This is a genomic window from Enemella evansiae, assembly GCF_002250705.1.
Taxonomy (GTDB): Bacteria; Actinomycetota; Actinomycetes; order Propionibacteriales; family Propionibacteriaceae; genus Enemella; species Enemella evansiae.
In genome coordinates this window covers 35,073-58,010 of the sequence record NZ_NMVP01000033.1, presented here as the reverse complement: position 1 = coordinate 58,010, position 22,938 = coordinate 35,073, and the positions used below count along the sequence as shown (strand labels likewise).

Genomic DNA, 22,938 nt, shown 5'->3' with positions numbered 1-22,938 from the left:
TGGGAGAATGGCGCGGTGAGTTCCGCCGACACCGAATCCCCGCTCGCCCCTGACGTGGCGGCCCTGCTGCGGCGTACGCCCGATGGGCTGGTACCAGCGGTGGTGCAGGACGCGACCACCGGCCAGGTGCTGATGATGGCCTGGCTGGACGACGCGGCACTGCACGCCACCCTGACCACCGGGCGCGGCACCTACTATTCGCGCAGCCGGCAGCAGCAGTGGGTGAAGGGGGAGACCTCCGGCCACGTGCAGCGGGTCCGCGAGGTGCGGCTGGACTGCGACGGCGACACCCTGCTGATCAAGGTCGACCAGACCGGTCCCGCGTGCCACACCGGCCTGCAGAGCTGCTTCGACAGCCACCTGCTGCTGGGGGAGGGCGAGTGAGCATCGGCATCACCCCCGACCTGGCCGGTTTCCGGGAGCTGGCGCGGGAGCGGCGGGTGGTCACCGTCGCCGCCCGGGTGATCTCGGACGCCGACACCCCGGTCTCGGTCTACCACCGGCTGGCGGCCTCGCGGCCCGGCACCTTCCTGCTGGAATCGGTCGAGCGCGGGGTCAGCTCGCGCTGGTCCTTCGTCGGTGTCCGCTCCGCGGCGACCCTGTCCAGCGATGACGGCCGACTGGTCTGGCAGGGGACCGTGCCCGTCGGGCTGCCCGGTGCCGAGGGCGGTTCCGCGGCGTACGCCGATGACCCGCTGGCCGCGCTCGCCGAGTGCCTGCGGCTGCTCATCCACGACCATCCCCAACCGGATCTGCCGCCGTTCGTCTCCGGTTTCGTCGGCCACCTCGGCTACGACGTGGTCCGCCGGCTGGAGAAGCTGCCGAACGACACCGTCGACGACCTGCGGGTTCCCGAGATCGGGATGATGCTGGTCGCCGACCTGGCCGCCCTGGACCACCGCACCGGTGAGGTCTGGCTGCTGGCGAATGCGATCAACTGGGACGACAGCGACGAGCGGGTCGACCAGGCGTACGCCGATGCCTGCGAGCGGGTCCGCTCGATGGTCGCCGACCTCACCCGGCCCCGCGAACCGCTGGTGCGGACGGTCGCCGCCGACCACCAGCCCGCCGCGGTGGTGCGGCAGCGCACCGACGCCGACCACGAGCAGGCGGTGCGGGACGCGATCGCCGAGATCGAGGCCGGCGAATGCTTCCAGATCGTCGTCTCGCAGCGGTTCGAGGTCCCGGACGCGCCGGACGCCTTCGAGATCTATCGGCGGCTGCGGTTGGGCAACCCGAGCCCGTATCTGTACCTGCTGCGGATGGCCGGTTACGACATCGTCGGCAGTTCCCCGGAGGCGCTGGTCACCGTCCGCGGCGGCACCGCGACCACCTATCCGATCGCCGGTACCCGGCCGCGCGGCAGCACCCCGGCCGAGGATGTCGCGCTGGAGCAGGAACTGCTGGCCGATGAGAAGGAGCGGGCCGAGCACCTGATGCTGGTCGACCTGGGCCGCAACGATCTGGGCCGGGTCTGTGAACCGGGCAGCGTCGAGGTGGTCGAGTTCATGGAGGTGCGCCGCTATTCGCACGTGATGCACATGGAGGCCGCGGTCACCGGGCGGCTCGCGCCCGGGCGGACCGCCCTGGCCGCGACCTTGGCCTGTTTCCCGGCGGGCACGCTGTCGGGGGCGCCGAAGGTGCGGGCGATGGAGATCATCGAACGGCTCGAGCTGACCCGGCGGGGGACCTACGGCGGGGTGGTCGGCTGGTTCGACTTCAACGGCGACTCCGACACCGCGATCGCGATCCGCACCGCGCTGGTCAAGGACGGTACGGCGTTCGTGCAGGCCGGCGGCGGGATCGTCGCCGACTCGGTACCGGCGCTGGAGAACGCCGAGTCGCAGAACAAGGCGGCCGCGGCGCTGCGGGCGATCGCGGCCGCGGCCGAGCTGCGCGAGCTGGAGCCGGGGGATCTGGATGGCTGAGCGGGTCGGATCCAGGAGCCGGACGTACGCCCTGGGTGGGCTCGCGCTCGGCTCGATCGCCGGGCTGATCCTGGCCTCGGTGAGCGGGGCCGGTGGGCCGGCCGGGGTGGTGCTGGCCGCGGCCGCACTGGCCGGGCTGGCGCTGGCGCTGATCCTGCGGCACATCGGGCGACGGGTGCTCGGGGTGCTGCTGGCGCTGCTCGGGATGGGCATGGTGGCTGGGGTGATCAGCGGCGGCCCGGCCGGGATCGCGCACTGGGCGTACGCCCTCTGCGGGCTGCTGGTGGTCGCCGGGTCGGTGCTGATGGTGGCCCGGGCGCAGCGCTGGCCGCGCCGCCCGGACCGGTTCGACCGGACCCGGGCCCGCGCGCAGACCTCACCCGATGACGATCCGAACGAGGTGTGGAAGGCGCTCGATGCCGGGCACGACCCGACCACCGCGGCACGTCCGGATGACAGCACCCCCGGAAATGCACGAGAATGACCGCGATGCCCACCGCGCAGACACCTGGATCGAAAGAGGACCGATGAGCCGCCGCCGCACCACCGTCAAGAACGTCCATCACGGCCGGACCCCCGCTGCCTGGACCGGTTCCATGATCGCGCTGGTCGCCTTCATCGTGCTCACCGTCGGTTTCCTCGCCGGTCCGGGCGGATTTCCCTCGATCAACGTGCCGATCTCGATCGCCGGCGGTGTGCTGCTGGTGCTCGCGCCGATCGTCGGCGGGATCATGAGCCGGATCGGGATGGGGCAGGACTGATGACCGTCCTCGACGAGATCATCGTCGGGGTCCGCGAGGATCTGGCCGAGCGGGAGCGTGCCGTCCCGGCCGCCCGGCTCGCCGAGCAGGTCGCCGGCGCCCCTGCGCCACGCGATCCGATGCCCGCCTTCACCGCCCCCGGGGTGAGCGTGCTCGCCGAGGTGAAGCGCGCCAGCCCGAGCCGCGGCGACCTGGCCCAGATCGCCGACCCGGCCGCGCTGGCCGCCCGCTATGCCGCCGGTGGCGCCGCGGCGATCTCGGTGCTCACCGAACGGCGCCGGTTCCGCGGCTCGCTCGAGGACCTGGTCAGCGTCCGGGCCGCGGTCGAGGTGCCGGTGCTGCGCAAGGACTTCATCGTCACCGACTACCAGCTGATCGAGGCGCGGGCCGCCGGTGCCGACCTGGCGCTGCTGATCGTCGCCGCACTGGACGATGCGCAGCTGCGGGACCTGCACGCCACCGCGGTCGAGCTGGGGCTGACCCCGCTGGTCGAGGTGCACGACGAGGCCGAGATCGAGCGCGCCGTCGCGGTCGGCGCCCGGCTCGTCGGGGTGAACAACCGCAATCTGAAGACCCTCGCGGTCGATCCCGCCACCTTCGCCCGTCTGGCGCCGCTGGTGCCCGAGGGGGTGTGCCGGGTGAACGAGTCCGGGATCACCGGGCCGGCCGATGTCGCCGCATCCCGGGCCGCCGGTGCCGATGTGGTGCTCGTCGGCGAGGCGCTGGTCACCGGGGACGACCCGGCCGCCGCCGTCCAGGCGATGATCGACGCCGGTCGCTGAGGTCGCCGGCCCGTGATCACCGTCGTCGACCACGATCCGGGGTGGGTCGAGGCCTTCCGGGGCCTGCGGGACCGCTATGCGGGTGCGCTGGACGTGGCCGGCGTACCGGTGGTCGGGATCGAGCACGTGGGCAGCACCGCGGTGCCGGGGCTGGCCGCGAAACCGGTCATCGATGTGGACATCATCGTCGCCGCCGAGCAGGTCGAGGCGGCCTCGGATGTCCTGTTGGGGTTGGGATTCCGGCCGCTGGGGGAGCTCGGCATTCCCGAGCGCTGGGCGTTCGCCCAGCCCGCCGACTGGCCGCGTACCAACACCTATGTGATCGTGGCGGGCAGCCTGTCGCTGCGCAACCACCTGGCGGTCCGCGACACCCTGCGCGCCGACCCGGAACTGCGGGACGCCTACGGCGCGGTCAAGCAGCGGGTGGCCGCCGCGGCCGAAGACCTGGACGCCTACATCAGGGACAAGAACGCGATCGTCCAGCAGATCCTCACCGCCGCCGGACTCACCGCAGCCGAACGCGCCGCGACCGATGCCAACCAGATCCCACCCGGCGCCGGCCGCCGCGTCCCGCGCTGAACCCGTCGGAAAGGTTGACGAGCCCGACCGGAGACACCTAGAGTCGCAACTGTTCTAGATCAGTTGTGCGAGGGGGGTGTGATGAGCGGGCGGGCGAAGTATCTGGTGATCGCCGAGCTGCTGCGCACCGCGATCGACACCGGCGAGCTCGCGCCCGGGGCCGCGCTGCCCTCCCAGCGAGAACTGGCCGAGGCGCACGGGGTCACGGTGATGACCGTGCGGCAGGCGCTGGCCCGGCTCACCGAGCAGCAGTTGATCGTCAGCGAGCACGGCCGTGGCACGTTCGTCGCGCCGCGGGCGTTCGCGCTGCCGCTGGGGCCGCTGGCCAGCCTGGTCGACGAGGCCGCCGCGGCCGGGCGGACGCTGACCACCACGGTCCTCGACCACGGCTCGGCAGTGCAGACCGGTGAGGCGGCGTACCTGATCCGACGCCTCCGGCACCTCGACGGGGAACCGTTCGCGCTGCAGACGTCCCGGTTGCCGCTCGAGGCGGCCGCACAGATCGACCCCGAACGGCTCACCGACCGCGCCCTGTACGCGGTGCTGGCCGAGGCCGGTCTGGAGGTCGTCGCCGCCAGCGAGCGCATCCATGCGGTCAACCTGGACGCCGACGCGGCCGCCCTGCTGGGCCGCGCCCCCGGCACCGCCGCCCTGCTCAGCATCCGCGAATCCCGGACCGCCGACGGGACCACCGTGCTCACCGACCACGCGCAGATCCCCGGCGATCTCGGTGTGGTCAGCGCCGAGCGCGCCCGGCTGCAACCACTGCCCAGAACCAAGGAGGCGTCATGACCGACACCCGTACCCTGCCCGACGAGCGCGGACACTACGACCGCTTCGGCGGCAGCTTCGTGCCCGAGGCGCTGCATGCCGCGCTCGCCCAGCTCAGCCAGGCGTACGCCGACGCGATGGCCGACCCGGCCTTCGCCGAGGAACTCGACGCGCTGCACCGCGACTACGTCGGCCGGCCCAGCCCGATCACCGAGGCGCCCCGGTTCAGCGAACACGCCGGAAACGCCCGGATCCTGCTCAAGCGCGAGGATCTCAACCACACCGGGTCGCACAAGATCAACAATGTGCTCGGGCAGGCGCTGCTGACCCGCCGGATGGGCAAGACCCGACTGATCGCCGAGACCGGTGCGGGCCAGCACGGGGTCGCCACCGCGACCGCGGCCGCGCTGTTCGGGATGGAGTGCCGGGTCTACATGGGCAAGGTGGACACCGATCGGCAGGCGCTCAACGTCGCTCGGATGCAGCTGCTCGGTGCCGAGGTGGTCGCCGTCGAATCCGGTTCGCAGACGCTGAAGGACGCGATGAACGAGGCGCTGCGCGACTGGGTCGCCTCGGTCGATGACACCCACTATCTGATCGGTTCGGTCGGCGGTCCGCACCCGTTCCCGATGATCGTCCGCGATTTCCAGCGGATCATCTCCACCGAGGCCCGCGCGCAGACCCTCGAACGCTATGGCCGGTTGCCCGATGCGGTGGCCGCCTGCGTCGGCGGTGGGTCGAACGCGATGGGCCTGTTCGCCGACTTCATCCCCGACGGCGACGTGCAACTGTTCGGCTTCGAGGCCGGCGGCGACGGGCTGGAGACCGGCCGGCACGCCGCCACCATCTCGGAGGGGAAGACCGGTGTCCTGCACGGCATGCGCACCTTCGTGCTGATGGACGAGGACGGCCAGACCAAGGAGTCGCACTCGATCTCCGCCGGCCTCGACTATCCCGGGGTCGGCCCCGAGCACGCCTGGCTCGCCGAGACCGGCCGGGCGAGGTACGAACCGGTCACCGACGCCGAAGCGATGGCGGCCCTGCGGTTGCTCGCCCGGACCGAGGGGATCATGCCCGCGATCGAGTCGGCGCACGCGCTCGCCGGCGCACTGCGGCTGGGGAAGCGGTGGGCCGAGGAACGCCCCGATGAGGAACCGATGATCCTGGTCAACCTGTCCGGGCGGGGTGACAAGGACGTGGAGACCGCGATCAGATGGTTCGGCCTGGACGGCAGCGTCGACGCCACCACCGGCGGTGCGGCGGCCGACGCCGACGCGCCCGCCTCGATGACCGGAAGCAAGGAACTGTGATGAGCGAGACGAGCACCAGCGACACCGCGCGGACCTTCGCACTGGGGCGTACCGGGAGGGTCTTCCGGCAGGCCGAGGCCGACGGCCGGAAGGCGCTGGTCGGCTTCCTGCACGTCGGCTATCCGGAGGTGGCCACCTCGCTGGCCGCGCTGCGGGAACTGGCACCGGCCTGCGATCTGGTCGAGATCGGGCTGCCGTATTCGGACCCGGTGATGGACGGCCCGGTGATCCAGCGCGCCGGCACCTCGGCGCTGACCCGCGGGGTGCGTACCCGCGATGTCTTCGCCGCCGCCGAAGCGGTCGCCGAGGCCGGCGGGAACGCGGTGGTGATGACCTACTGGAACCTGGTCGAGCACTACGGGGTTGATGCCTTCGCCCGCGACCTGGCCGCCGCCGGCGGGTCCGGGCTGATCACCCCCGATCTCACCCCGGACGAGGCCGAGGAGTGGTTCGCCGCCTCCGACGCCCACGAGCTGGACCGGATCTTCCTGGTCGCACCCAGCTCCAGCGACGAGCGGATCGCCAGCACCGTCGACGCCTGCCGGGGCTGGTTGTACGCCACCTCGGTGATGGGCGTGACCGGCGTCCGATCGGAGTCCTCGACGGCGGCACCGGAACTGGTACGCCGGATCCGGGCCCTGCGACCCGAGGTGCCGATCGGCATCGGGCTCGGCGTCTCCAACGGCGCCCAGGCGCGGGAGACCGCCGAGTACGCCGATGCGGTGATCGTCGGCTCCGCCCTGGTACGCACCCTGATCGACGCCGAGGACGCCGGTACCCCCGACGACCTCAGCGGCCTGCGCGAGGTCCTCGCGGACCTGCGGGCCGGGGTACGCGGCTGAGCCGTTCGCTCGACCAGGTCGCGCAGCGACCGTTGTTCCACGCTCCTCGAGTAGGTCGCGCAGCGACCTTCCCCACGCTCCTCGAGTAGGTCGGGCGGCCTTCCTCACGCTCCTCGAGTAGGTCGCGCAGCGACCGTTGTTCCACGCTCCTCGAGTAGGTCGCGCAGCGACCGTGTCGAGAGGAGCCCAGCGCTGATGGCCTGCGGAATTTGCGGCTCGATCGGGGAACTGGTCGATCTGGGCGCCGATCGTGAATCGAGCCGCAGATTTCGGTGGGGGTTCATCTCGACACGCCGACCATTGCTCCGCTTCGCTGCGCATGGTCGGCTACTCGATGAACGGGGTGGGGGTTGGGCTCCCACGCTCCTCGAGTAGGTCGCGCAGCGACCGTGTCGAGAGGAGCATCCTTGGTGCCGCTGGTGTCCTGGGGTTCATCTCGACACGCCGACCATTGCTCCGCTTCGCTGCGCATGGTCGGCTACTCGATGAACGGGGTGGGTGCTTCGCTGCGCGTGGTCGGCTGCTCGATGAACGGGGTGGGTGCTTCGCTGCGCATGGTCGGCTACTCGATGAACGTGGTGGGTGCTTCGCTGCGCATGGTCGGCCACTCGATGAACGGGGAGGGTCAGCGCAGGAAGGCGGTGATCTCGGAGAGCACCTCGGGGGTGCGGGTGTGCAGCAGATCGTGCGGGGCGCCGGGCAGGGTGCGTACCGTGGCGCGGGGGAGCAGCCTGGCACGGGTCTCGGCGGTACCGACGTCCTGGACCCCGGATCCACCGGCCAGCAGCGCCAGGGTCGGGAGTTGCAGCTCCCGCAGCTGACGCTCGGGAATGGTGTCACCGACCCGGGACCGATCCCGATGCTCGGCCAGCCCGGCGACCGCCAGCCGGCCGGTCGCGCCGCGCACCGGCGCCCCGGCATGCTGCTCCAACCAGGCCCGCTGCCAGCCCTCCGGTCGGTCCGGTTCCGCGCTCGCCCAGCGCCGCAGCCCCTCGCTGAGCGGCGGCTCGGCGAAGACCCGCTCCGGATCGATCAGGATCAGCCCGGCCACCGGACCCGGCCGGCGGACCGCCAGATTCATCGCCGCCCAACCACCGGTACCGGCGCCGACCAGCACGTACTCCCGGCCGGGCAGCTGGCCCAGCACCTGGTACAGCCAGTTCGCGGCATCCGAATCGCTCTCCAGCGGCCGTGACTGCAGGCTCATCCCGGCATCACCGAGGGTGTCCACCGCGTACACGGTCCGCTGCCGCACCAGCGGGCCGACCAGCGGCGCCCAGTCCGGGGTAGCCCGGGCCCGGTCGGCGAGCAGCACCAGGGCCGGCTGCTGCGGATTCGCCCCCGCGAACCGGTGCACCCGGACCACCCCGAAATCGGTCCGCAGATCCAGGCTCGCCGCCGGCGGCGGCAGGTCCCGCAGCGCATCGGTGTACGCCGCGGCGTACCGGTCGTGACCGGCGGCGGAGGTGAACTGCCCGACCCGCACCGCCGGCTGCAGCAACCAACCGGCCAGCAGCCCGAGCACCAGCAGCAGCACCGGCAGCCAGCGGTGCCGCCGGGGTGCGGCGGTGCTGCGGGTACGCGCAGCAGTCCGGCGCGTCGGCTGCCGGCCCGGCGAACTCTTCCGCGGCGGGGGCCTGCGCGGGGTCGCCTTCCGCGGTGCCGGCTTGCGGGTGGTGGACCCGGTGGACCGGGTGGCCGGGCGCGCGCCAGTGCCGCGCGTGGGCGTACGCGAGGTGCCAGAGGCAGGGGACATCGACAACTAACTCCTGGGGGCGGCCGCCGAGGCGGTGGGAAGTGGCCCGCAACGCCTTCATGATACGCCTCTCACCGGCCGCAGCCGCTAGCATGGCCGGGTGAATTCGCCCCTGTCGACCCCGGCGCCCGAGCAGCACCAAGGCTCCGATGGTGCGACATCGAGCGGTGGCGCCACCGCCACCCGGGGGACGGCCGCCGGCGGCCGGGTGCTGCTGGCCGCCGCGATCTTCGTCATCGCCACCTATCTGATCTCGATCCCGCTCTACTGGCTGCAGGGCCGCTTCGAGATCGCCACCTGGGTCTTCAATCTCGGCACCCTCGGCCCCTTCCTCGGCGGGCTGGTGGCGCTGCTGGTCTGCCGCGGGCTGCGGCTGCCGCTGCGCTGGGTCGCCGGCCTCGGTTTCAACGTGCAGGTGGTCCGGCGCTCGATCCTCGCCGCCGCCGCCGCGCTCGCGATCGTGCTGCTGGCGGTGCAGTTCTATGGCTTCTTCCACTGGCAGATGAAGCCGATCGACCTGGCCGGGGTGCCCTATCCGCTCGCCATGCCGGGCGACTCGGGCACCATCTTCGGGTTCATCGCGATCGGGTTGCTGATCGGCTGCATCCTCGAGGAATTCGGCTGGCGCACCATCCTGGAGCCGACGCTGCTGCCCAAGCTGGGCGTGCTCGGCACCGGCATCGTGGTTGGTGTGATCTGGGGTCTGTGGCAGTGGCCGTTCTGGCTGGCGCTGATGCAGCGGCAGAGCACCAACCCCAGCCGGATGCAGGCACTGCTCTACACCGGCAGCCACTTCGTCGCCGCCATCGCGGTGTCGCTGATCCTGGTCGTCATCCACCAGCGGATGCGGCACGGGCACTGGGCGGCCGCGGTCGCCTTCCGATGGGTCTACGGGATCGGTTTCTTCCTGATCCTGGACGAGGAGCTGGGCCGCTGGCAGCCGATGTTCGCGATCGCCGCCTGCTCGGCGCTGGCCGCCGCGGTCGGCTACTACTACCACTGGCGCCGGACCCGGACCAAGCGGGTCCGCCCGGCCGCCCGGACGGCGCCGTCGAGCTAGCCCGAAGGGCGCCGGTTCGTCAAGATCGTCTCACCATGGCACACGATTTCGGAGAACGCTGACGGGCTGAGTACCGTTTCACTGCTGCACCCGGGGCCCCCCGAGTGCGGTGGGCCGTGCCGCCACGCAGCCAGCGCGCGCGGGCGGCACGCACCAGAAGTCAGGAGATGAGACATGACGAGCGAACCCGTGATCGCGCGACGGCCCGTCCACCGCCCCGCCGAGGGGCTCTACGATCCTGCCTTCGAGCACGACGCCTGCGGGGTGGCCTTCGTCGCCCAGCTGAGCGGCGTGGCCGACCACGACATCGTGGAGAAGGGTCTGGAGGCGCTGCGCAACCTCGACCATCGCGGCGCGACTGGCGCCGACACCGCCGCCGGTGACGGCGCCGGCATCCTGATCCAGGTCCCGGACGCCTTCCTGCGCGAGGTCTGCGACTTCGAGCTGCCGGACGCCGGGGCGTACGCCGTGGGCACGGCCTTCCTGCCCCAGGAGGGCGACCAGCGCGCCGCCGCGGTCGCCGGTATCGAGAAGATCGCCGCCGCCGAGGGCCTGACGGTGCTCGGCTGGCGCGACGTGCCCACCGAGGACGGCACCCTGAGCCCGGTCTCGGTGGCGGTGATGCCGCACTTCGCGCAGCTGCTGGTGGCCGGTACCGACGGCCAGCAGGGCATCGAACTGGACCGGTTGGCGTACGCCCTGCGGCGCCGCAGCGAACGTGAGGTCGGGGTCTATTTCCCCTCGCTGTCCGCGCGCACCCTGGTCTACAAGGGCATGCTGACCACCGATCAGCTCGAGGAGGTCTTCCCCGAGCTGCACGACGAGCGGCTGGCCTCGGCGCTGGCGCTGGTGCACTCCCGGTTCTCCACCAACACCTTCCCGAGCTGGGAGCTGGCCCACCCGTTCCGGATGATCGCCCACAACGGCGAGATCAACACCGTCAAGGGCAACCGCAACTGGATGCGGGCCCGGGAGGAGCTGCTCGCCTCCCAGTTGATCGGCGGCAGCCTGGAGCGGCTGTTCCCGATCTGTACGCCCGGGCACTCCGACTCCGCCTCCTTCGACGAGGTGCTGGAGCTGCTGCACCTGGGCGGGCGCTCGTTGCCGCACGCGGTGCTGATGATGATCCCGGAGGCGTGGGAGAACAACCCGTCGATGGATCCGGCCCGCCGCGACTTCTACCGCTTCCACGCCTGCCTGATGGAGCCGTGGGACGGTCCGGCCAGCGTCTGCTTCACCGACGGCACCCTGATCGGTGCGGTGCTGGACCGCAACGGCCTGCGCCCCGGCCGCTACTGGATCACCGAGGACGGGTTGGTGGTGCTCGCCTCCGAGGCCGGTGTGCTGCCGGGGATCGAGGCCGCGCAGGTGGTCCGCAAGGGCCGGATGCAGCCGGGTCAGATGTTCCTGGCCGATCTGGACCAGCACCGGATCATCCCCAACGACGAGATCAAGGACACCCTGGCCGCCGAGCAGCCCTACGGCGAGTGGCTGGCCGGTGGGCTGATCAGCCTCGACGACCTGCCCGAGCGCGATCACACCGTGCACGGGCACAGCTCGGTGACCCGCCGCCAGCAGGTGTTCGGCTACACCGAGGAGGAGCTGCGGCTGCTGCTCACCCCGATGGCCAACACCGGTGCCGAACCGATCGGTTCGATGGGCACCGACACCCCGATCGCCGCGCTCAGCGAACGCCCGCGGCTGATGTTCGACTACTTCGCCCAGCTGTTCGCACAGGTGACGAACCCGCCGCTGGACGCGATCCGCGAGGAGCTGGTCACCTCGCTGGCCGGCACCATCGGCCAGGAGCAGAACCTGCTCGAACCCGGCCCGGCGTCCTGCCGGCAGATCGTCATCCCGTTCCCGGTGCTGGACAACGACCAGCTGGCCAAGATCGTCGCGCTGAACCGGCTCGGTGACATGCCCGGCTTCCGCCCGCACGTGGTCCGTGGCCTCTATCGGGTCGAGGACGGCGGGATGGGTCTGCGGCACGCCCTGGACCGGGTCTGCGCCGAGGTCAGCCGCGCCATCACCGAGGGTGCCCGGACGGTGATCCTGTCCGACCGGCACTCCAACGCCGAGTACGCCCCGATCCCGTCGCTGCTGCTCACCGCGGCCGTGCACCACCACCTGGTGCGCACCAAGGCGCGCACCCGGGCCGCGCTGATCGTCGAGGCCGGTGACGTCCGCGAGGTGCACCACGTCGCGACGCTGCTCGGCTACGGCGCCTCCGCGGTGAATCCCTACTTGGCCTTCGAATCCGCCGAGGACCTGGCCCGCGAAGAGGTCTATGTCCGCACCTCCCCGGAGGAGGCGGTGGTCAACCTGAAGAAGGCGCTCGGCAAGGGCGTGCTGAAGGTGATGTCCAAGATGGGCGTCTCCACCGTCGCCTCCTACACCGGCGCCCAGATCTTCGAGTGCCTGGGCCTGTCCCAGGAGGTCATCGACCAGTACTTCACCGGCACCACCTCCAAGCTCGGTGGGCTGGGCCTGGACGAGATCGCCGAGGAGATCCGCCGCCGGCACCAGAAGGCGTACCCCAGCGACGGCATCCCGCTGCCGCACCGCGAGCTCGAGGTCGGCGGTGAGTACCAGTGGCGCCGCGAGGGCGAGCCGCACCTGTTCGACTCCGAGACGGTGTTCCGGCTGCAGCACTCCACCCGGGCCGAGCGCTACGACATCTTCAAGGCCTACACCGGGCGCGTGGACGACCAGTCGAAGCAGCTGATGACGCTGCGCGGGCTGCTGGAGTTCAAGTCCGACCGCGAACCGATCCCGCTGGAGGAGGTGGAGCCGGTCGAGGAGATCGTCAAGCGGTTCTCCACCGGTGCGATGTCCTACGGCTCGATCAGCCGGGAGGCGCACGAGACCCTGGCGATCGCGATGAACATCCTCGGCGGCAAGTCCAACACCGGTGAGGGCGGTGAGGACGCCGACCGGCTCTACGATCCCGAGCGCCGCTCGGCGATCAAGCAGGTCGCCTCCGGCCGGTTCGGGGTGACCTCGGACTATCTGAGCAATGCCGACGACATCCAGATCAAGATGGCCCAGGGTGCCAAGCCCGGTGAGGGCGGCCAGCTGCCGGGCAACAAGGTCTATCCGTGGGTGGCCAAGACCCGGCACAGTACGCCCGGGGTTGGCCTGATCTCCCCGCCGCCGCACCACGACATCTATTCGATCGAGGATCTCAAGCAGCTGATCCACGACCTGAAGTGCGCCAACCCCGCGGCACGGATCCACGTCAAGCTGGTCGCCGAGGTCGGTGTCGGCACGGTCGCGGCCGGGGTGTCCAAGGCGAAGGCCGATGTGGTGCTGATCTCGGGCCACGACGGCGGCACCGGTGCGGCCCCGCTGACCTCGCTGAAGCACGCCGGCGGACCCTGGGAGCTCGGCCTGGCCGAGGCCCAGCAGACGCTGATCGGCAACGGGCTGCGGGACCGGATCGTGGTCCAGGTCGACGGTCAGTTGAAGACCGGCCGCGATGTGATCATCGGCGCCCTGCTGGGTGCCGAGGAATACGGCTTCGCGACCGCGCCGCTGGTCGTCTCCGGTTGTGTGATGATGCGCGTCTGCCACCTGGACACCTGCCCGGTCGGTGTCGCCACCCAGAACCCGGAGCTGCGCAAGCGGTTCTCCGGCAAGCCGGAGTTCGTCGTCAACTTCTTCCGCTACATCGCCGAAGAGGTCCGCGAATACCTTGCCCAGTTGGGATTCCGGAGCCTGGATGAGGCGATCGGGCGGACCGACGTGCTGGAGACCCGGACCGCGGAGGCGTACTGGAAGGCGCACGGGCTGGACCTGGGGCCGATCCTGCACAAGCCGACCGGACACTTCGCCGACTCCTCGCCGCTGCTGTCGGTGACCGGCCAGGACCACGGCCTGGACGAGTCGCTGGACCGGCAGGTGCTGATCCCGCTGGCGCAGCCGGCGCTGGCGAACGGTGAGCAGGTGACCGCCGAGGTCGAGGTGCGCAACATCCACCGCACCGTCGGCACGATCCTCGGTCACGAGGTGACCAGGGCCACCGACGGCAAGGGCTTCGACGACGACACCATCGATCTCACCCTGATCGGTTCGGGTGGCCAGTCCTTCGGCGCCTTCCTGCCGCGCGGGGTGACCCTGCGGTTGATCGGTGACTCGAATGACTATGTGGGCAAGGGATTGTGCGGGGGCCGGATCGTCGTCCGTCCGCCGGCCGACGCCGGTTTCGAGCCGCACGAGCAGATCATCGCCGGCAACGTGATCGGCTATGGCGCGACCTCCGGTGAGCTGCTGCTGCGCGGCCAGGTGGGGGAGCGGTTCTGCGTCCGCAACTCCGGTGCCACCGCGGTCGTCGAGGGTGTCGGCGACCATGGGTGTGAGTACATGACCGGTGGCCGGGTGCTGATCCTGGGTGGTACCGGGCGGAACTTCGCCGCCGGCATGTCCGGAGGGGTCGCCTACGTGCACCAGTTGCGCGAGGAGAACCTGAACCGGGAGATGGTCGACACCTTCGCCCCGGACGCCGAGGACGTCGCGGTGATCACCGAACTGCTGCAGCGCCACCACGAGCAGACCGGATCGCAGAGCGCCGCCGAGCTGTTGTCCGGTGACATCGCGGGCAGCTTCACCAAGGTGCTGCCGCGCGAGTACGCCAAGGTGATGGCGGCGCGCAACCAGGCCAAGGCCGACGGCCTCGACGAGGAGGCGGCCGACCGCCGGATGATGGAGGCCGTCGGTGTCTGATCCCACCACCACCCCACGCCGAGACGAGATGGAGGCGTACCATGGCTGACCCCCGCGGATTCCTCAAGCACGACAGAGAACTGGCCGAACGCCGCCCGATCGCCGAGCGGGTGAACGACTGGCAGGAGGTCTATCCCGGTGGACCGGGCAAGGCGCTGCTGCCGATCATCACCGAGCAGGCCAGCCGCTGCATGGACTGCGGTATCCCGTTCTGCCACCAGGGCTGCCCGCTGGGCAACCTGATCCCGGAGTGGAACGATCTGGTCTACCGCAACGACTGGACCGATGCGCTGGACCGCTTGCATGCCACCAACAACTTCCCCGAGTTCACCGGGCGGCTCTGCCCGGCGCCGTGCGAGACCGCCTGCGTGGTGGGCATCAACTCCCCGCCGGTGACGATCAAGAACGTCGAGGTGGCGATCGCCGACCGCGGCTGGGACAACCGCAATGTGAAGGCCCAGTTGCCGGAATGGCATACCAACAAGACGGTTGCGGTGATCGGCTCCGGCCCGGCCGGGTTGGCCGCCGCCCAGCAGTTGACCCGCGAGGGGCACACCGTCGCGGTCTACGAGCGCGCCGACGCACCGGGTGGCCTGCTGCGTTACGGCATCCCCGAGTTCAAGATGGAGAAGGAGGTGCTCGACCGGCGGCTGCGGCAGATGCGCAACGAGGGCACCATCTTCCGCTCCGGTGTCGACGTCGGCACCGACATCACCGGTGATGAGCTGCTGAAGCGCTATGACGCGGTGGTGCTGGCGATCGGGTCGACCGTGGCGCGGGATCTGCCGATCCCCGGCCGCGAACTCGGCGGAATCCATCAGGCGATGGACTTCCTGCCGCAGGCCAACCGCGCCGCGCTCGGTGAGGAGGTCGAGAACCAGATCCTCGCCACCGGCAAGGACGTGGTGATCATCGGCGGCGGCGACACCGGTGCCGACTGCCTGGGCACCTCGATCCGGCAGCAGGCCCGCTCGATCACCCAGCTGGAGATCATGCCGCAGCCGGGCGAGGACCGTCCGGAGAACCAGCCCTGGCCGACCTACCCGATGATCTATCGGGTGTCCTCGGCACACGAGGAGGGCGGCGAGCGGATCTTCGCGGTCAACACCACCGAATTCGTCGACGACGGGTCGGGCAATGTGGCCGCGCTGCGGTTGACCGAGGTCGAGCAGGTGGACGGGAAGTTCAACCCGATCGAGAGCAGTGAACGCGAGATCCCCGCGCAGCTGGTGCTGTTGGCGATGGGCTTCACCGGCCCGGAGCGCGGTGGCCTGGTGGAGGAGTTCGGGCTGGAGCTCGACGCGCGCGGCAACATCGCCCGCAGCGAGCACTACGAGACCTCCAAGCCGGGCGTCTTCGTCGCCGGCGACGCCGGCCGTGGCCAGTCGCTGATCGTCTGGGCGATCGCCGAGGGCCGCTCCTGCGCCGCCGGGGTGGACTGGTATCTCACCGGGGACACCAAGCTGCCCAAGCCGATCATGCCCCACGAGCGCCCGCTGGTCGTCTGAGGCGTACGCTCGCGGCATGAGTCGGCCCACTGAATCGTCGGTACGCGGCCGGCCGAAGTCCTATCTTCGGCTGGCCGGGGTGGTGCTCTGGGTGCTGCTGGCCATTGCGGCCTTCTTCGTCAACCAGCTGCTCGCGATCGGGTTGCTGGTGATGCTGCTGGGGATGGTGCACCGCTCACTGCGGATCCCGTTGCTGGTGCTCGGGGTGGTCTGCGTGATGGGCGGGGTGCTGATGCTCGTCGGTGTCTTCGGCGGCGCACCCGCCTGAGCTGGCCGCGGGGCGCTCGGCCCGATCCGGCCCCGGCCGGGGAGCGTACGGGCGCCCCGGCGGCTGGCCAGGCGGTCATCGCGAGGTCGATGATCTGGTGCAGCCGGGTACGCGGAACGCTCGCGTTCGACTGGTTGGACAAGCCCTCCCACAGGGTACGCACCCAGTCGGTGAGCACCGCGGGGTCCAGGCCGGGGTCGAGCCGGCCAGCCGTCTGGTCCTGTTCGATCCGCTCGGTGAGGATCGCGGTGAGCGCATGCTGATGCTCTTCCAGCGTCTGGCGGACATCGATGGTGTCGCGACCACCCTGGATCGCGGCGCTGACCACCAGGCAGCTCATTGGCCGTTCGGTGTCGGTGAACTCATCCACCGAGTCGCGGAGGATCTTCTCGGCGGCCTCGCGTGCGGTCGCGCTGCGCACCGCCTCGATGTAGATCGCGGTGTAGCGCTGCATGTAGTGCTGGACCGCCTCGGCGAACAGGGTGCGCTTGTCGGTGAACGCGGCATAGAAGCTCGACGGTGAGATCCCCATCGCCGCGGTGAGGTCGGCCAGTGAGGTGCCGTCGTAACCACGCGCCCAGAAGAGCCGGGTCGCGGCCAGTAGTGCGGCATCGCGGTCGAAGCCGCGGGGGCGTCCTCGGGTGCTCACCGCGTGACGGAGTACGCCTGCATGGGCTGTGGCGCGCGGGTGAGGGGCCGCCGGTCGTGGTGATCCCCGGGGTGATGGCCGATGCCGAGTCGTTCGGGCCGGTCGTCGATGCGATCGAGGGCGGGCGGCCGGTGCTGATCGTCAACCGGCGTGGGCGGGCGCCGAGCGGGCCGCTGGGGAAGGGGTACGCGGTGGCGGTCGAGGTCGCCGATCTGCGCGCCTGGCTCGACGAACTGGGCAGACCGGTGTCCCTGGTGGGCTGGAGTTGCGGCGCGACGATCGCGCTCGAGGCCGCAGCGGGTGATCCCCGGGTGACGAGGGTGGTGGGTTACGAGCCCGTGCTCGCACCCTTCGGTGCGGACGCGCTGCCCGCGTTGCGTGCCGCCGACAACGACCGGCGGGTGGAGATCGTCAACCTCGACGTGTCACTGTTCCCGCCGAAGCGGGTGGCCGAGCTGCGCGCGAGTCCTGCGTGGCCGGTGCTCGCCCGGCTGGCCGAGCCGCTCGCCGATGAGCTGACGGCGCTGAACGAGTTCCGCCCCGGCGACTGGTCGGGAGTCCATGCCGAACTGATTCTCGGTGAGCTCAACCAGGGCGGGGAGCCCTACGGTTCCGCGTTCGATCGGGTTGCCGAGCGGTTGCCGTCGGCCCGCACGGTCCTGCTGCCCCATCAGGGGCATCTCGCGCACGCGGAGGATCCCGCCTCGCTCGGCCGGTTGATCGGTGAGTTGCTCGCCCGCCGCTGAATCCGTGCTGGCAGGGCATTCGCGAGATTCGAGAGCAATGCTCTTGATTCTCGGACGGCCGCGTGGTTCAGTCGACTCATCAAAACGAGAGCGGTGCTCTCTAATCCGGTGAGGAGTAACCGTGGTCACCAGTGAGCTCGATTTCGCGACTCGATTCTTCAATGCGGTCATCAAGGGGTTGTCCCGGCTGGGCATCAGTGCTTTCGGCGCCCAGGAGCTGATCGTCCGCGGACGCAGGAGTGGCAAGGAATTCAGTACACCGGTCAACCCGATGACCGTCGGCGGGGTGACCTATCTGATCGCGCCCCGCGGTCAGACCCAGTGGGTGCGCAATGCGCGCCACCACCGGGAGGTGGCGCTGCGTCGAGGGCGGCGGCGGACGGCGTACGAGATCGCGGAGGTGCACGGTGCCGAGGCGGTGCCACCGATGCGCCACTACCTGCGGAAGTGGGCCTGGGAGGTCGGACGATTCTTTCCCGAGGGGGTCACGGCAGACTCGACCGATGCCGAGCTGGCTGCGGTCATCCCCGCGCACCCGGTGTTCCGAATCACCGAGCGGGCCGCGTGATGATCCGAATGCTGTGGGGGAGTGTTGGAGTCGCGGTGCTGGCGTTCGCGGTCTTCGAGGCGGTCAAATACGGCGGGTGGACCTGGCTGGCGCTGGCGTTCGGTGTGCTCGGGCCGGACCTGGCCTTCCTGGCTGGGCTCGGAGCCGATCCCCGCGAGACTGGCCGGGGCCGGCTGGCGCCCAAGGCCGTACCGGCGTACAGCCTGGCACATCGTGCCTGGCTCCCGATCCTGTTCCTGGTGGTGGTGTCGCTGCTGCCGATCGCGCACGCGGTGTTCGTGCCCTGGTTCCTGTTCGGGCTGGCGTGGCTCACCCATATCGCCATCGACCGGGCCGCCGGATATGGGCTGCGCGATGCGGAGGGGTGGGTGCGGGGTCGCGCGCCGGTGGCCTGAGTCCGATCTCCATCGGCCCATAGTGCGTATTGCATTAGTGCAATGTGCACTATAGGCTCTCACCGGAGAGCGAGGGGGCAGCGCATGGGCATCGGTAGGGCGGACCGCGACCTGGTGAGCCTGGCGGTGCTCGGGCTGCTGCTCGGCGGGCCGAAGCACACCTACGAGATGCAGCGGATGATGGTCGAGACCCGCAAGGACTTCGTCACCGGCCTGCCGCGCAGCATGTACCACGCGGTGGACAAGCTGCAACGCACCGGCAGCATCACCCCGGTGGAGACCGTGCGGGTCAGCGGCAAACCGGAGCGGACCGTGTACGCGATCACCGAGCGGGGGAGCGCCGAACTGCAGCTGCGCCTCGAATTGCTGCTGGCCCAACCCGACCCCGACGCCACCCTCTTCGTCGCCGCGCTGTCCTTCCTGGCCTGCCTGCCGACCCGGCGGGCCACCGCCGCACTCCGCGCCCGGGCCGAGGCGCTGACCGAACACATCGAGACCACCGAGGCCGACCTGGCCGACGCGCCGACGACCCTGCCGGCGGTGCTGCTGGTCGAGGCCCGGTTCGAACTCGCCACCGCCCGATCGCAACGTGACTGGGTGCGGGGCGTGCTCGCCGATCTCGAATCCGGCCGCCTCGACTGGTCCGACGACATCACCCGCCTGACGCCAGATTCCCAACCGGAGAAGGATTCGCGATGACCACCACACCCACCGACGAGACCCTGCGGCACGTATTGAGCGAACTGGGCCGCGCCTGGAACGCCGGCGACGCCCGGGCGTACGCCGACCTGTTCACCCCGACCGCCAGCTATGTCACCTTCGACGGCCGGCTTCTCGCCGGCCGCGAGCAGATCGAACAGGTGCACCGCTTCCTGTTCACCGGCCCACTCCGCGGTTCGACGATGGTCACCGGCGATGACGCCATCGAATCGGTCCCGACCCGCACCGACGACCTCGCGGTGATCGTCAGCACCGGCGCCGTCCAGCTCGCCGACCAGCCGGTCGCCGACGACCGGGACTCGATCCAGACCCTGGTCCTCACCCGCGTCGAGCAGGGCTGGCGGATCGCCGCCTTCCAGAACACCCGACTCAGCGCGCCGGGTACGCCTTCGGCAACCGCATCCCACGCTCGGCCATCAGCGCCCGGACCCGGTTCGGGTAGTCGGTGATGACACCGTCCACTCCGTTGTCCATCAGCGCGGCGACCGTCGGCAGGTCATCGACGGTCCACGGCACCACCTTCAGCCCGAGCGCGTGTGCCTCGGCGACCATCGCGCGATCCGCATAGATCCGAAACCCCGGAACGCCGACCTTGCCGTTCTGCGGGAACCCGTAGTTCGGGGACAGCGTGGTCACCCCCTCGATGGATGCCGCGGCCCGGACGAAGCTGCCACCGAAGTCGTCCACGTCGATCCCGCCGAGCCAGGGGGACGCGCCGGGCTTGCCGATCTCGAGGAAGTCGTAGTTGGTGAGCGCGACCAGCGGCCAGGACGGCTCGAGCTGGTGCATCAGCTTCAGCGAGCCCCAGTCGAAGGACTGGATGGTGACCTGCTTCGCCAACCCGGAACGGGCGATCTCGTCGCGCACGGTGCGGACGAAGACCTCCCGCGGGGCGGTCTGTTCGGGGGCGCCGGCCTCGACCTTGGTCTCGATGTTCATCTTCACCTGTTTGGCGTTGTGCGAGCGGACGACGGCGAAGACATCGGCGAGTTCGGCCATCTTGGCGCCCCATACGACTTCCTGCTCGGGGAATCCCGGGAGCTGCTGGAAGCCGCAGTTCATCGTCTTGATCTGGGCCAGGCTGAGATCCTTGATGTACTTGCCCACATAGGGAAATTGCGGATCACCGGGGATGACCGGAGCGGTGTCGGCGCACTTGATGTCGCTCACCTGCCGGTCGTGGGTGACGACGACCTTGCCGTCGCGGGTCACCTGGGTGTCCAGTTCGAGGGTGGTGACACCGAGCTCGAGGGCCTTGGCGAAACCGGCGGGCTGTTCCTCGGTGGTCATGCCGATCCCGCCGCGGTGGGCCTGCAGGTCGAACTGCGTCTTCTGCGGCAGCACCTGCCGCTTCGGCTCGGGTCCCGGCGCGGCGGAGGCGGTCGCGGTGGCGGACACGGTCAGGGTGAGCGCGGCGAGGCCGGCGAGGAGTACGCGGGCCGCGGCGGGGGTGGTGGTCATGCTTCCGTACGCTAGGCAGCCCAGGCGACAACCGGGTGAATCCCGCGTGACGGTTGTGGGCGAGTGTGGCGGGTTCATCTCGACACGCGGCCCCGGCTCCGCTTCGCTCCGCCGGGGCCGCTACTCGATGAACGTTCGAAGCCCTCAACCGCCAACTGCCGGAAACCACACCGGCATTCAGAATCAGGTTCGTGCCCTTGGTCGCCACCGGCCGCCGATCGGACGAGATGATCCGCTGGTCCGTGGTACCGGGGCCCATCACCCACGGATCGAAACCCGGCAGCAGGCGTACCGAGTCGACCGGTTCGGCGGAGGTGAGTGCGTCCAGATCCGCGGTCCGGGGGTACGCCGCCAGGTAGCCCTCGATGGCCCGCAGGCCGGCATCGTTTCGCTCAGCCGCCGACCGCGCTCGCCAACTGGGCCAGGGAATCCTCGAGCTGCTGTTCGGTGAAGACCGGGAACTTGACCCGCTCCAGCACCTTCTTGTCGGTGACCTTGCTCCAGTCGTAGGTCAGCGTGACCTCGGTGCTGTCCGAACCGTCGGACTCCAACTCATACATCCATTCCCAGCCGGCCGGTTCGTCCCCTGGCCGCGAGGGCTGCCAGGCGACGAGCCGGTTGGGCTGCAGACCGGTGACGTGATTGCTCATCTGGTAGTCACCGCCCATCCGGTCGAAGAACATGTTCATCCGGAACTGCTGGCCGACCTGCTCCAACCGGTCGCCCTGCTCGACCGAGCGGACCATCCCGCTGGCGTCGATGTCGGGGTGCCGCTCGGGATTGGTGAGCAGCTCGTAGATCTCCTTGGCGGGCGCATTGATGGTGCGCTGCACGGACAGTTGCTTCGCGTCATCGCTCATGGATGCAGTCAAACATTCTCCGCGCGCCGCGGAACCCGCGGGGTGGCCGGTGTCGTGTGGGAAGGTGACAACGACAGCGAGGGGGAGGTGCGTGGCCCGGGCCGACAGGGATGCCGAGTTCGCGGAGTTCGTCAGAGAGCGTTCGCCGCGGCTGCTCGCGTTCGCGCGCGGGCTGTGCGGTGACCCCACGTTGGCCGAGGACCTCACCCAGGGGGCGCTGGAGAAGGCGTACCTGAAGTGGCACCGGGTCCGGGCCACCGATGACCCGACGAGCTATGTCCGGCGGATCCTGGTCAACCACTACCGGGACCGGTTGCGGCGCCGGCCGTGGCGGGAGCAGAGCACCGACTTCGACCCGGGCGGGGCACCGCTGGACGCGGCGGCCGCGCACCGTCTGGACGGCGATGACCGGCCGGATCGGGCCGCCTCGGTCGCGGACCGGGAGTCGGTGCGGGCCGCGCTGGCCGGATTGACCGCCCGGGAACGCGCAGTGGTGGTGCTCCGCTTCCTGGAGGACCTCAGCGAGGCCGACACCGCGGCCGCGCTCGGCATCAAGGTCGGCACGGTGAAGAGCGCATGTGCCCGCGCCCTCGGCAAGTTGCGCGAGGCACCGGACATCCAGGGACTGCAGGAGGCGGGATGAGAAGCGAGGAAGAGCAACTGCGCGGCGCCCTGCACCGACTCAACGAAGGCGAGCCGGAGCCGCTGGACGCCGACCGGATCATCGCCGGTGCCCGGGCCCGGCAGACCCGGAACCGGGCCCGGATCGCCGGGGCGACCGGTGCGCTCGCCGTGGTCGCGCTGGCCGGTGTCCTGCTGCCGCCGGTGCTCCGCACGACCACCTCCGGGGTCAGTTCCTCCGCCCCCGAGGCGGCGCCCGCCCCCGTGCCCGCGGCCAGCGGCGCGGCGGCTCCGCAACGGGCCGATCGGCCGGCGGCCACGATCGCCGACGGGCGGTGGTGCCTCGTCGGCGCCATCCCGGCCTGTCAGCCGCTGGACCAGGATCGGGCCGAGATCGAGTTGTCCGGTACGCCGACGCTGGCGGTGCTGGCGCCGGCCGGTACGGAGCGGATCGAGCTGGTACGCCCCGGTGGTCCCGCCCCGCGGGTGCTGGCCGCCCAGGGGGACGACCCGCGGTTGATCGGGCTGCAACCGCTGGCCGGCCGGCAGCCGATCCAGGCGGTGGCCGCCGACGGGCGGGTGCTCGCGACCTGGTGAGGTCGGCGATGGGGGGTGTTCGAGGAACTGG

24 protein-coding genes and 1 pseudogene are annotated in these 22,938 nt (G+C 70.5%); 21 read left to right on the top strand and 4 right to left on the bottom strand.

What is annotated here, in order from left to right:
• Nucleotides 1-15: 15 nt before the first annotated feature.
• The 9 genes from hisI (at nucleotide 16) to trpA (ending at nucleotide 6,973) form a co-directional block, all read left to right on the top strand.
• Nucleotides 16-384 carry a phosphoribosyl-AMP cyclohydrolase gene (gene hisI / locus BI335_RS14360; protein ID WP_094431696.1) on the top strand — a complete coding sequence of 123 codons (369 nt, stop codon included), beginning with the start codon at nucleotides 16-18 and terminating at the stop codon, nucleotides 382-384.
• Nucleotides 381-1,928, top strand: a complete 1,548-nt coding sequence (locus BI335_RS14355) for an anthranilate synthase component I (protein WP_229119598.1) — start codon at nucleotides 381-383, stop codon at nucleotides 1,926-1,928. The genes hisI and BI335_RS14355 overlap by 4 nt, the downstream gene beginning before the upstream one ends.
• The gene (locus BI335_RS14350) at nucleotides 1,921-2,412 is read left to right on the top strand and encodes a Trp biosynthesis-associated membrane protein (protein ID WP_094405158.1); all 492 of its coding nucleotides are present in this window, start codon (nucleotides 1,921-1,923) and stop codon (nucleotides 2,410-2,412) included. The genes BI335_RS14355 and BI335_RS14350 overlap by 8 nt, the downstream gene beginning before the upstream one ends.
• Nucleotides 2,413-2,455: 43 nt before the next feature.
• The gene (locus BI335_RS14345) at nucleotides 2,456-2,689 is read left to right on the top strand and encodes an HGxxPAAW family protein (protein WP_094357146.1); all 234 of its coding nucleotides are present in this window, start codon (nucleotides 2,456-2,458) and stop codon (nucleotides 2,687-2,689) included.
• On the top strand, nucleotides 2,689-3,471 hold the full coding sequence (gene trpC, locus BI335_RS14340) for an indole-3-glycerol phosphate synthase TrpC (RefSeq protein ID WP_094428418.1): 783 nt from the start codon (nucleotides 2,689-2,691) through the stop codon (nucleotides 3,469-3,471). Before BI335_RS14345 ends, trpC begins: the two co-directional genes overlap by 1 nt.
• A gap of 12 nt (nucleotides 3,472-3,483) precedes the next feature.
• On the top strand, nucleotides 3,484-4,050 hold the full coding sequence (locus tag BI335_RS14335) for a GrpB family protein (protein WP_094357142.1): 567 nt from the start codon (nucleotides 3,484-3,486) through the stop codon (nucleotides 4,048-4,050).
• A gap of 81 nt (nucleotides 4,051-4,131) precedes the next feature.
• A complete protein-coding gene (locus BI335_RS14330; RefSeq protein WP_094431694.1) occupies nucleotides 4,132-4,842 on the top strand; it encodes a GntR family transcriptional regulator in 711 nt (236 codons plus the stop codon).
• The gene (gene trpB / locus BI335_RS14325; RefSeq protein WP_094357138.1) at nucleotides 4,839-6,131 is read left to right on the top strand and encodes a tryptophan synthase subunit beta; all 1,293 of its coding nucleotides are present in this window, start codon (nucleotides 4,839-4,841) and stop codon (nucleotides 6,129-6,131) included. The genes BI335_RS14330 and trpB overlap by 4 nt, the downstream gene beginning before the upstream one ends.
• Before the next feature lie 41 nt (nucleotides 6,132-6,172).
• Nucleotides 6,173-6,973, top strand: coding sequence for a tryptophan synthase subunit alpha (gene trpA / locus BI335_RS14320; RefSeq protein ID WP_407644069.1), 801 nt, complete (start codon nucleotides 6,173-6,175; stop codon nucleotides 6,971-6,973).
• Nucleotides 6,974-7,598: 625 nt separating this feature from the next.
• On the opposite strand, the gene BI335_RS14315 is transcribed toward trpA, so the two are convergent.
• The gene (locus tag BI335_RS14315) at nucleotides 7,599-8,729 is read right to left on the bottom strand and encodes an alpha/beta fold hydrolase (protein WP_133625661.1); all 1,131 of its coding nucleotides are present in this window, start codon (nucleotides 8,727-8,729) and stop codon (nucleotides 7,599-7,601) included.
• Nucleotides 8,730-8,829: 100 nt separating this feature from the next.
• Here BI335_RS14315 and BI335_RS14310 point away from each other — a divergent pair, with 100 nt between their 5' ends.
• The 5 genes from BI335_RS14310 to BI335_RS22090 all read left to right on the top strand — a co-directional run bounded on the left by BI335_RS14310 (nucleotide 8,830) and on the right by BI335_RS22090 (nucleotide 16,813).
• Complete coding sequence (locus tag BI335_RS14310) at nucleotides 8,830-9,789, top strand: CPBP family intramembrane glutamic endopeptidase (RefSeq protein WP_094357130.1); 960 nt, start codon at nucleotides 8,830-8,832, stop codon at nucleotides 9,787-9,789.
• A gap of 174 nt (nucleotides 9,790-9,963) precedes the next feature.
• Entirely contained in the window at nucleotides 9,964-14,514 is a 4,551-nt protein-coding gene (gene gltB / locus BI335_RS14305; protein WP_094431688.1) for a glutamate synthase large subunit, read from the top strand.
• Between the two features lie 41 nt (nucleotides 14,515-14,555).
• Nucleotides 14,556-16,022, top strand: coding sequence for a glutamate synthase subunit beta (locus tag BI335_RS14300; RefSeq protein ID WP_094357126.1), 1,467 nt, complete (start codon nucleotides 14,556-14,558; stop codon nucleotides 16,020-16,022).
• Between the two features lie 16 nt (nucleotides 16,023-16,038).
• Nucleotides 16,039-16,290, top strand: a complete 252-nt coding sequence (locus tag BI335_RS22095; protein WP_094401069.1) for a hypothetical protein — start codon at nucleotides 16,039-16,041, stop codon at nucleotides 16,288-16,290.
• 256 nt (nucleotides 16,291-16,546) lie between these two features.
• Nucleotides 16,547-16,813 carry a hypothetical protein gene (locus BI335_RS22090; RefSeq protein ID WP_229119631.1) on the top strand — a complete coding sequence of 89 codons (267 nt, stop codon included), beginning with the start codon at nucleotides 16,547-16,549 and terminating at the stop codon, nucleotides 16,811-16,813.
• A 3-nt stretch (nucleotides 16,814-16,816) separates the two neighbouring features.
• On the opposite strand, the pseudogene BI335_RS22085 reads toward BI335_RS22090, so the two are convergent.
• Nucleotides 16,817-16,939 (bottom strand): annotated as a pseudogene (locus BI335_RS22085) (TetR/AcrR family transcriptional regulator); the annotation flags it as partial.
• Nucleotides 16,940-16,995: 56 nt separating this feature from the next.
• Here BI335_RS22085 and BI335_RS14290 point away from each other — a divergent pair.
• From BI335_RS14290 to BI335_RS14270, 5 genes are all read left to right on the top strand, one after another.
• Nucleotides 16,996-17,685 carry an alpha/beta fold hydrolase gene (locus tag BI335_RS14290; protein ID WP_229119597.1) on the top strand — a complete coding sequence of 230 codons (690 nt, stop codon included), beginning with the start codon at nucleotides 16,996-16,998 and terminating at the stop codon, nucleotides 17,683-17,685.
• 121 nt (nucleotides 17,686-17,806) lie between these two features.
• Nucleotides 17,807-18,253, top strand: coding sequence for a nitroreductase/quinone reductase family protein (locus tag BI335_RS14285; protein ID WP_094431683.1), 447 nt, complete (start codon nucleotides 17,807-17,809; stop codon nucleotides 18,251-18,253).
• A 35-nt stretch (nucleotides 18,254-18,288) separates the two neighbouring features.
• Nucleotides 18,289-18,648, top strand: a complete 360-nt coding sequence (locus BI335_RS14280; protein ID WP_229119596.1) for a DUF4260 family protein — start codon at nucleotides 18,289-18,291, stop codon at nucleotides 18,646-18,648.
• 84 nt (nucleotides 18,649-18,732) lie between these two features.
• A complete protein-coding gene (locus BI335_RS14275; protein WP_094431679.1) occupies nucleotides 18,733-19,347 on the top strand; it encodes a PadR family transcriptional regulator in 615 nt (204 codons plus the stop codon).
• Nucleotides 19,344-19,817, top strand: coding sequence for an SgcJ/EcaC family oxidoreductase (locus BI335_RS14270; protein WP_094431676.1), 474 nt, complete (start codon nucleotides 19,344-19,346; stop codon nucleotides 19,815-19,817). Before BI335_RS14275 ends, BI335_RS14270 begins: the two co-directional genes overlap by 4 nt.
• On the opposite strand, the gene BI335_RS14265 is transcribed toward BI335_RS14270, so the two are convergent.
• On the bottom strand, nucleotides 19,738-20,829 hold the full coding sequence (locus BI335_RS14265) for a glycerophosphodiester phosphodiesterase family protein (RefSeq protein ID WP_094431674.1): 1,092 nt from the start codon (nucleotides 20,827-20,829) through the stop codon (nucleotides 19,738-19,740). The genes BI335_RS14270 and BI335_RS14265 overlap by 80 nt on opposite strands.
• A gap of 392 nt (nucleotides 20,830-21,221) precedes the next feature.
• Nucleotides 21,222-21,689, bottom strand: a complete 468-nt coding sequence (locus tag BI335_RS14260) for an SRPBCC family protein (protein ID WP_094357088.1) — start codon at nucleotides 21,687-21,689, stop codon at nucleotides 21,222-21,224.
• A gap of 91 nt (nucleotides 21,690-21,780) precedes the next feature.
• On the opposite strand from BI335_RS14260, the gene BI335_RS14255 reads away from it, so the two are divergent.
• Both BI335_RS14255 and BI335_RS14250 read left to right on the top strand, forming a co-directional pair.
• A complete protein-coding gene (locus BI335_RS14255) occupies nucleotides 21,781-22,332 on the top strand; it encodes a SigE family RNA polymerase sigma factor (protein WP_229119595.1) in 552 nt (183 codons plus the stop codon).
• Nucleotides 22,329-22,907, top strand: coding sequence for a hypothetical protein (locus tag BI335_RS14250; protein WP_094431670.1), 579 nt, complete (start codon nucleotides 22,329-22,331; stop codon nucleotides 22,905-22,907). Before BI335_RS14255 ends, BI335_RS14250 begins: the two co-directional genes overlap by 4 nt.
• Nucleotides 22,908-22,938 lie beyond the last annotated feature (31 nt).

Excerpts from the sequence above, each read along its gene's own strand:
- BI335_RS14350 (WP_094405158.1), top strand. The coding sequence starts at position 1,921 with ATGGCTGAGCGGGTCGGATCCAGGAGCCGGACGTACGCCCTGGGTGGG.
- BI335_RS14345 (WP_094357146.1), top strand. The coding sequence starts at position 2,456 with ATGAGCCGCCGCCGCACCACCGTCAAGAACGTCCATCACGGCCGGACC.
- trpC (WP_094428418.1), top strand. The coding sequence starts at position 2,689 with ATGACCGTCCTCGACGAGATCATCGTCGGGGTCCGCGAGGATCTGGCC.
- BI335_RS14330 (WP_094431694.1), top strand. The coding sequence starts at position 4,132 with ATGAGCGGGCGGGCGAAGTATCTGGTGATCGCCGAGCTGCTGCGCACC.
- trpB (WP_094357138.1), top strand. The coding sequence starts at position 4,839 with ATGACCGACACCCGTACCCTGCCCGACGAGCGCGGACACTACGACCGC.
- BI335_RS14315 (WP_133625661.1), bottom strand. The coding sequence starts at position 8,729 with ATGTCCCCTGCCTCTGGCACCTCGCGTACGCCCACGCGCGGCACTGGC.
- gltB (WP_094431688.1), top strand. The coding sequence starts at position 9,964 with ATGACGAGCGAACCCGTGATCGCGCGACGGCCCGTCCACCGCCCCGCC.
- BI335_RS14300 (WP_094357126.1), top strand. The coding sequence starts at position 14,556 with ATGGCTGACCCCCGCGGATTCCTCAAGCACGACAGAGAACTGGCCGAA.
- BI335_RS22095 (WP_094401069.1), top strand. The coding sequence starts at position 16,039 with ATGAGTCGGCCCACTGAATCGTCGGTACGCGGCCGGCCGAAGTCCTAT.
- BI335_RS22090 (WP_229119631.1), top strand. The coding sequence starts at position 16,547 with ATGCTGATGCTCTTCCAGCGTCTGGCGGACATCGATGGTGTCGCGACC.
- BI335_RS14275 (WP_094431679.1), top strand. The coding sequence starts at position 18,733 with ATGGGCATCGGTAGGGCGGACCGCGACCTGGTGAGCCTGGCGGTGCTC.
- BI335_RS14270 (WP_094431676.1), top strand. The coding sequence starts at position 19,344 with ATGACCACCACACCCACCGACGAGACCCTGCGGCACGTATTGAGCGAA.
- BI335_RS14265 (WP_094431674.1), bottom strand. The coding sequence starts at position 20,829 with ATGACCACCACCCCCGCCGCGGCCCGCGTACTCCTCGCCGGCCTCGCC.
- BI335_RS14260 (WP_094357088.1), bottom strand. The coding sequence starts at position 21,689 with ATGAGCGATGACGCGAAGCAACTGTCCGTGCAGCGCACCATCAATGCG.
- BI335_RS14250 (WP_094431670.1), top strand. The coding sequence starts at position 22,329 with ATGAGAAGCGAGGAAGAGCAACTGCGCGGCGCCCTGCACCGACTCAAC.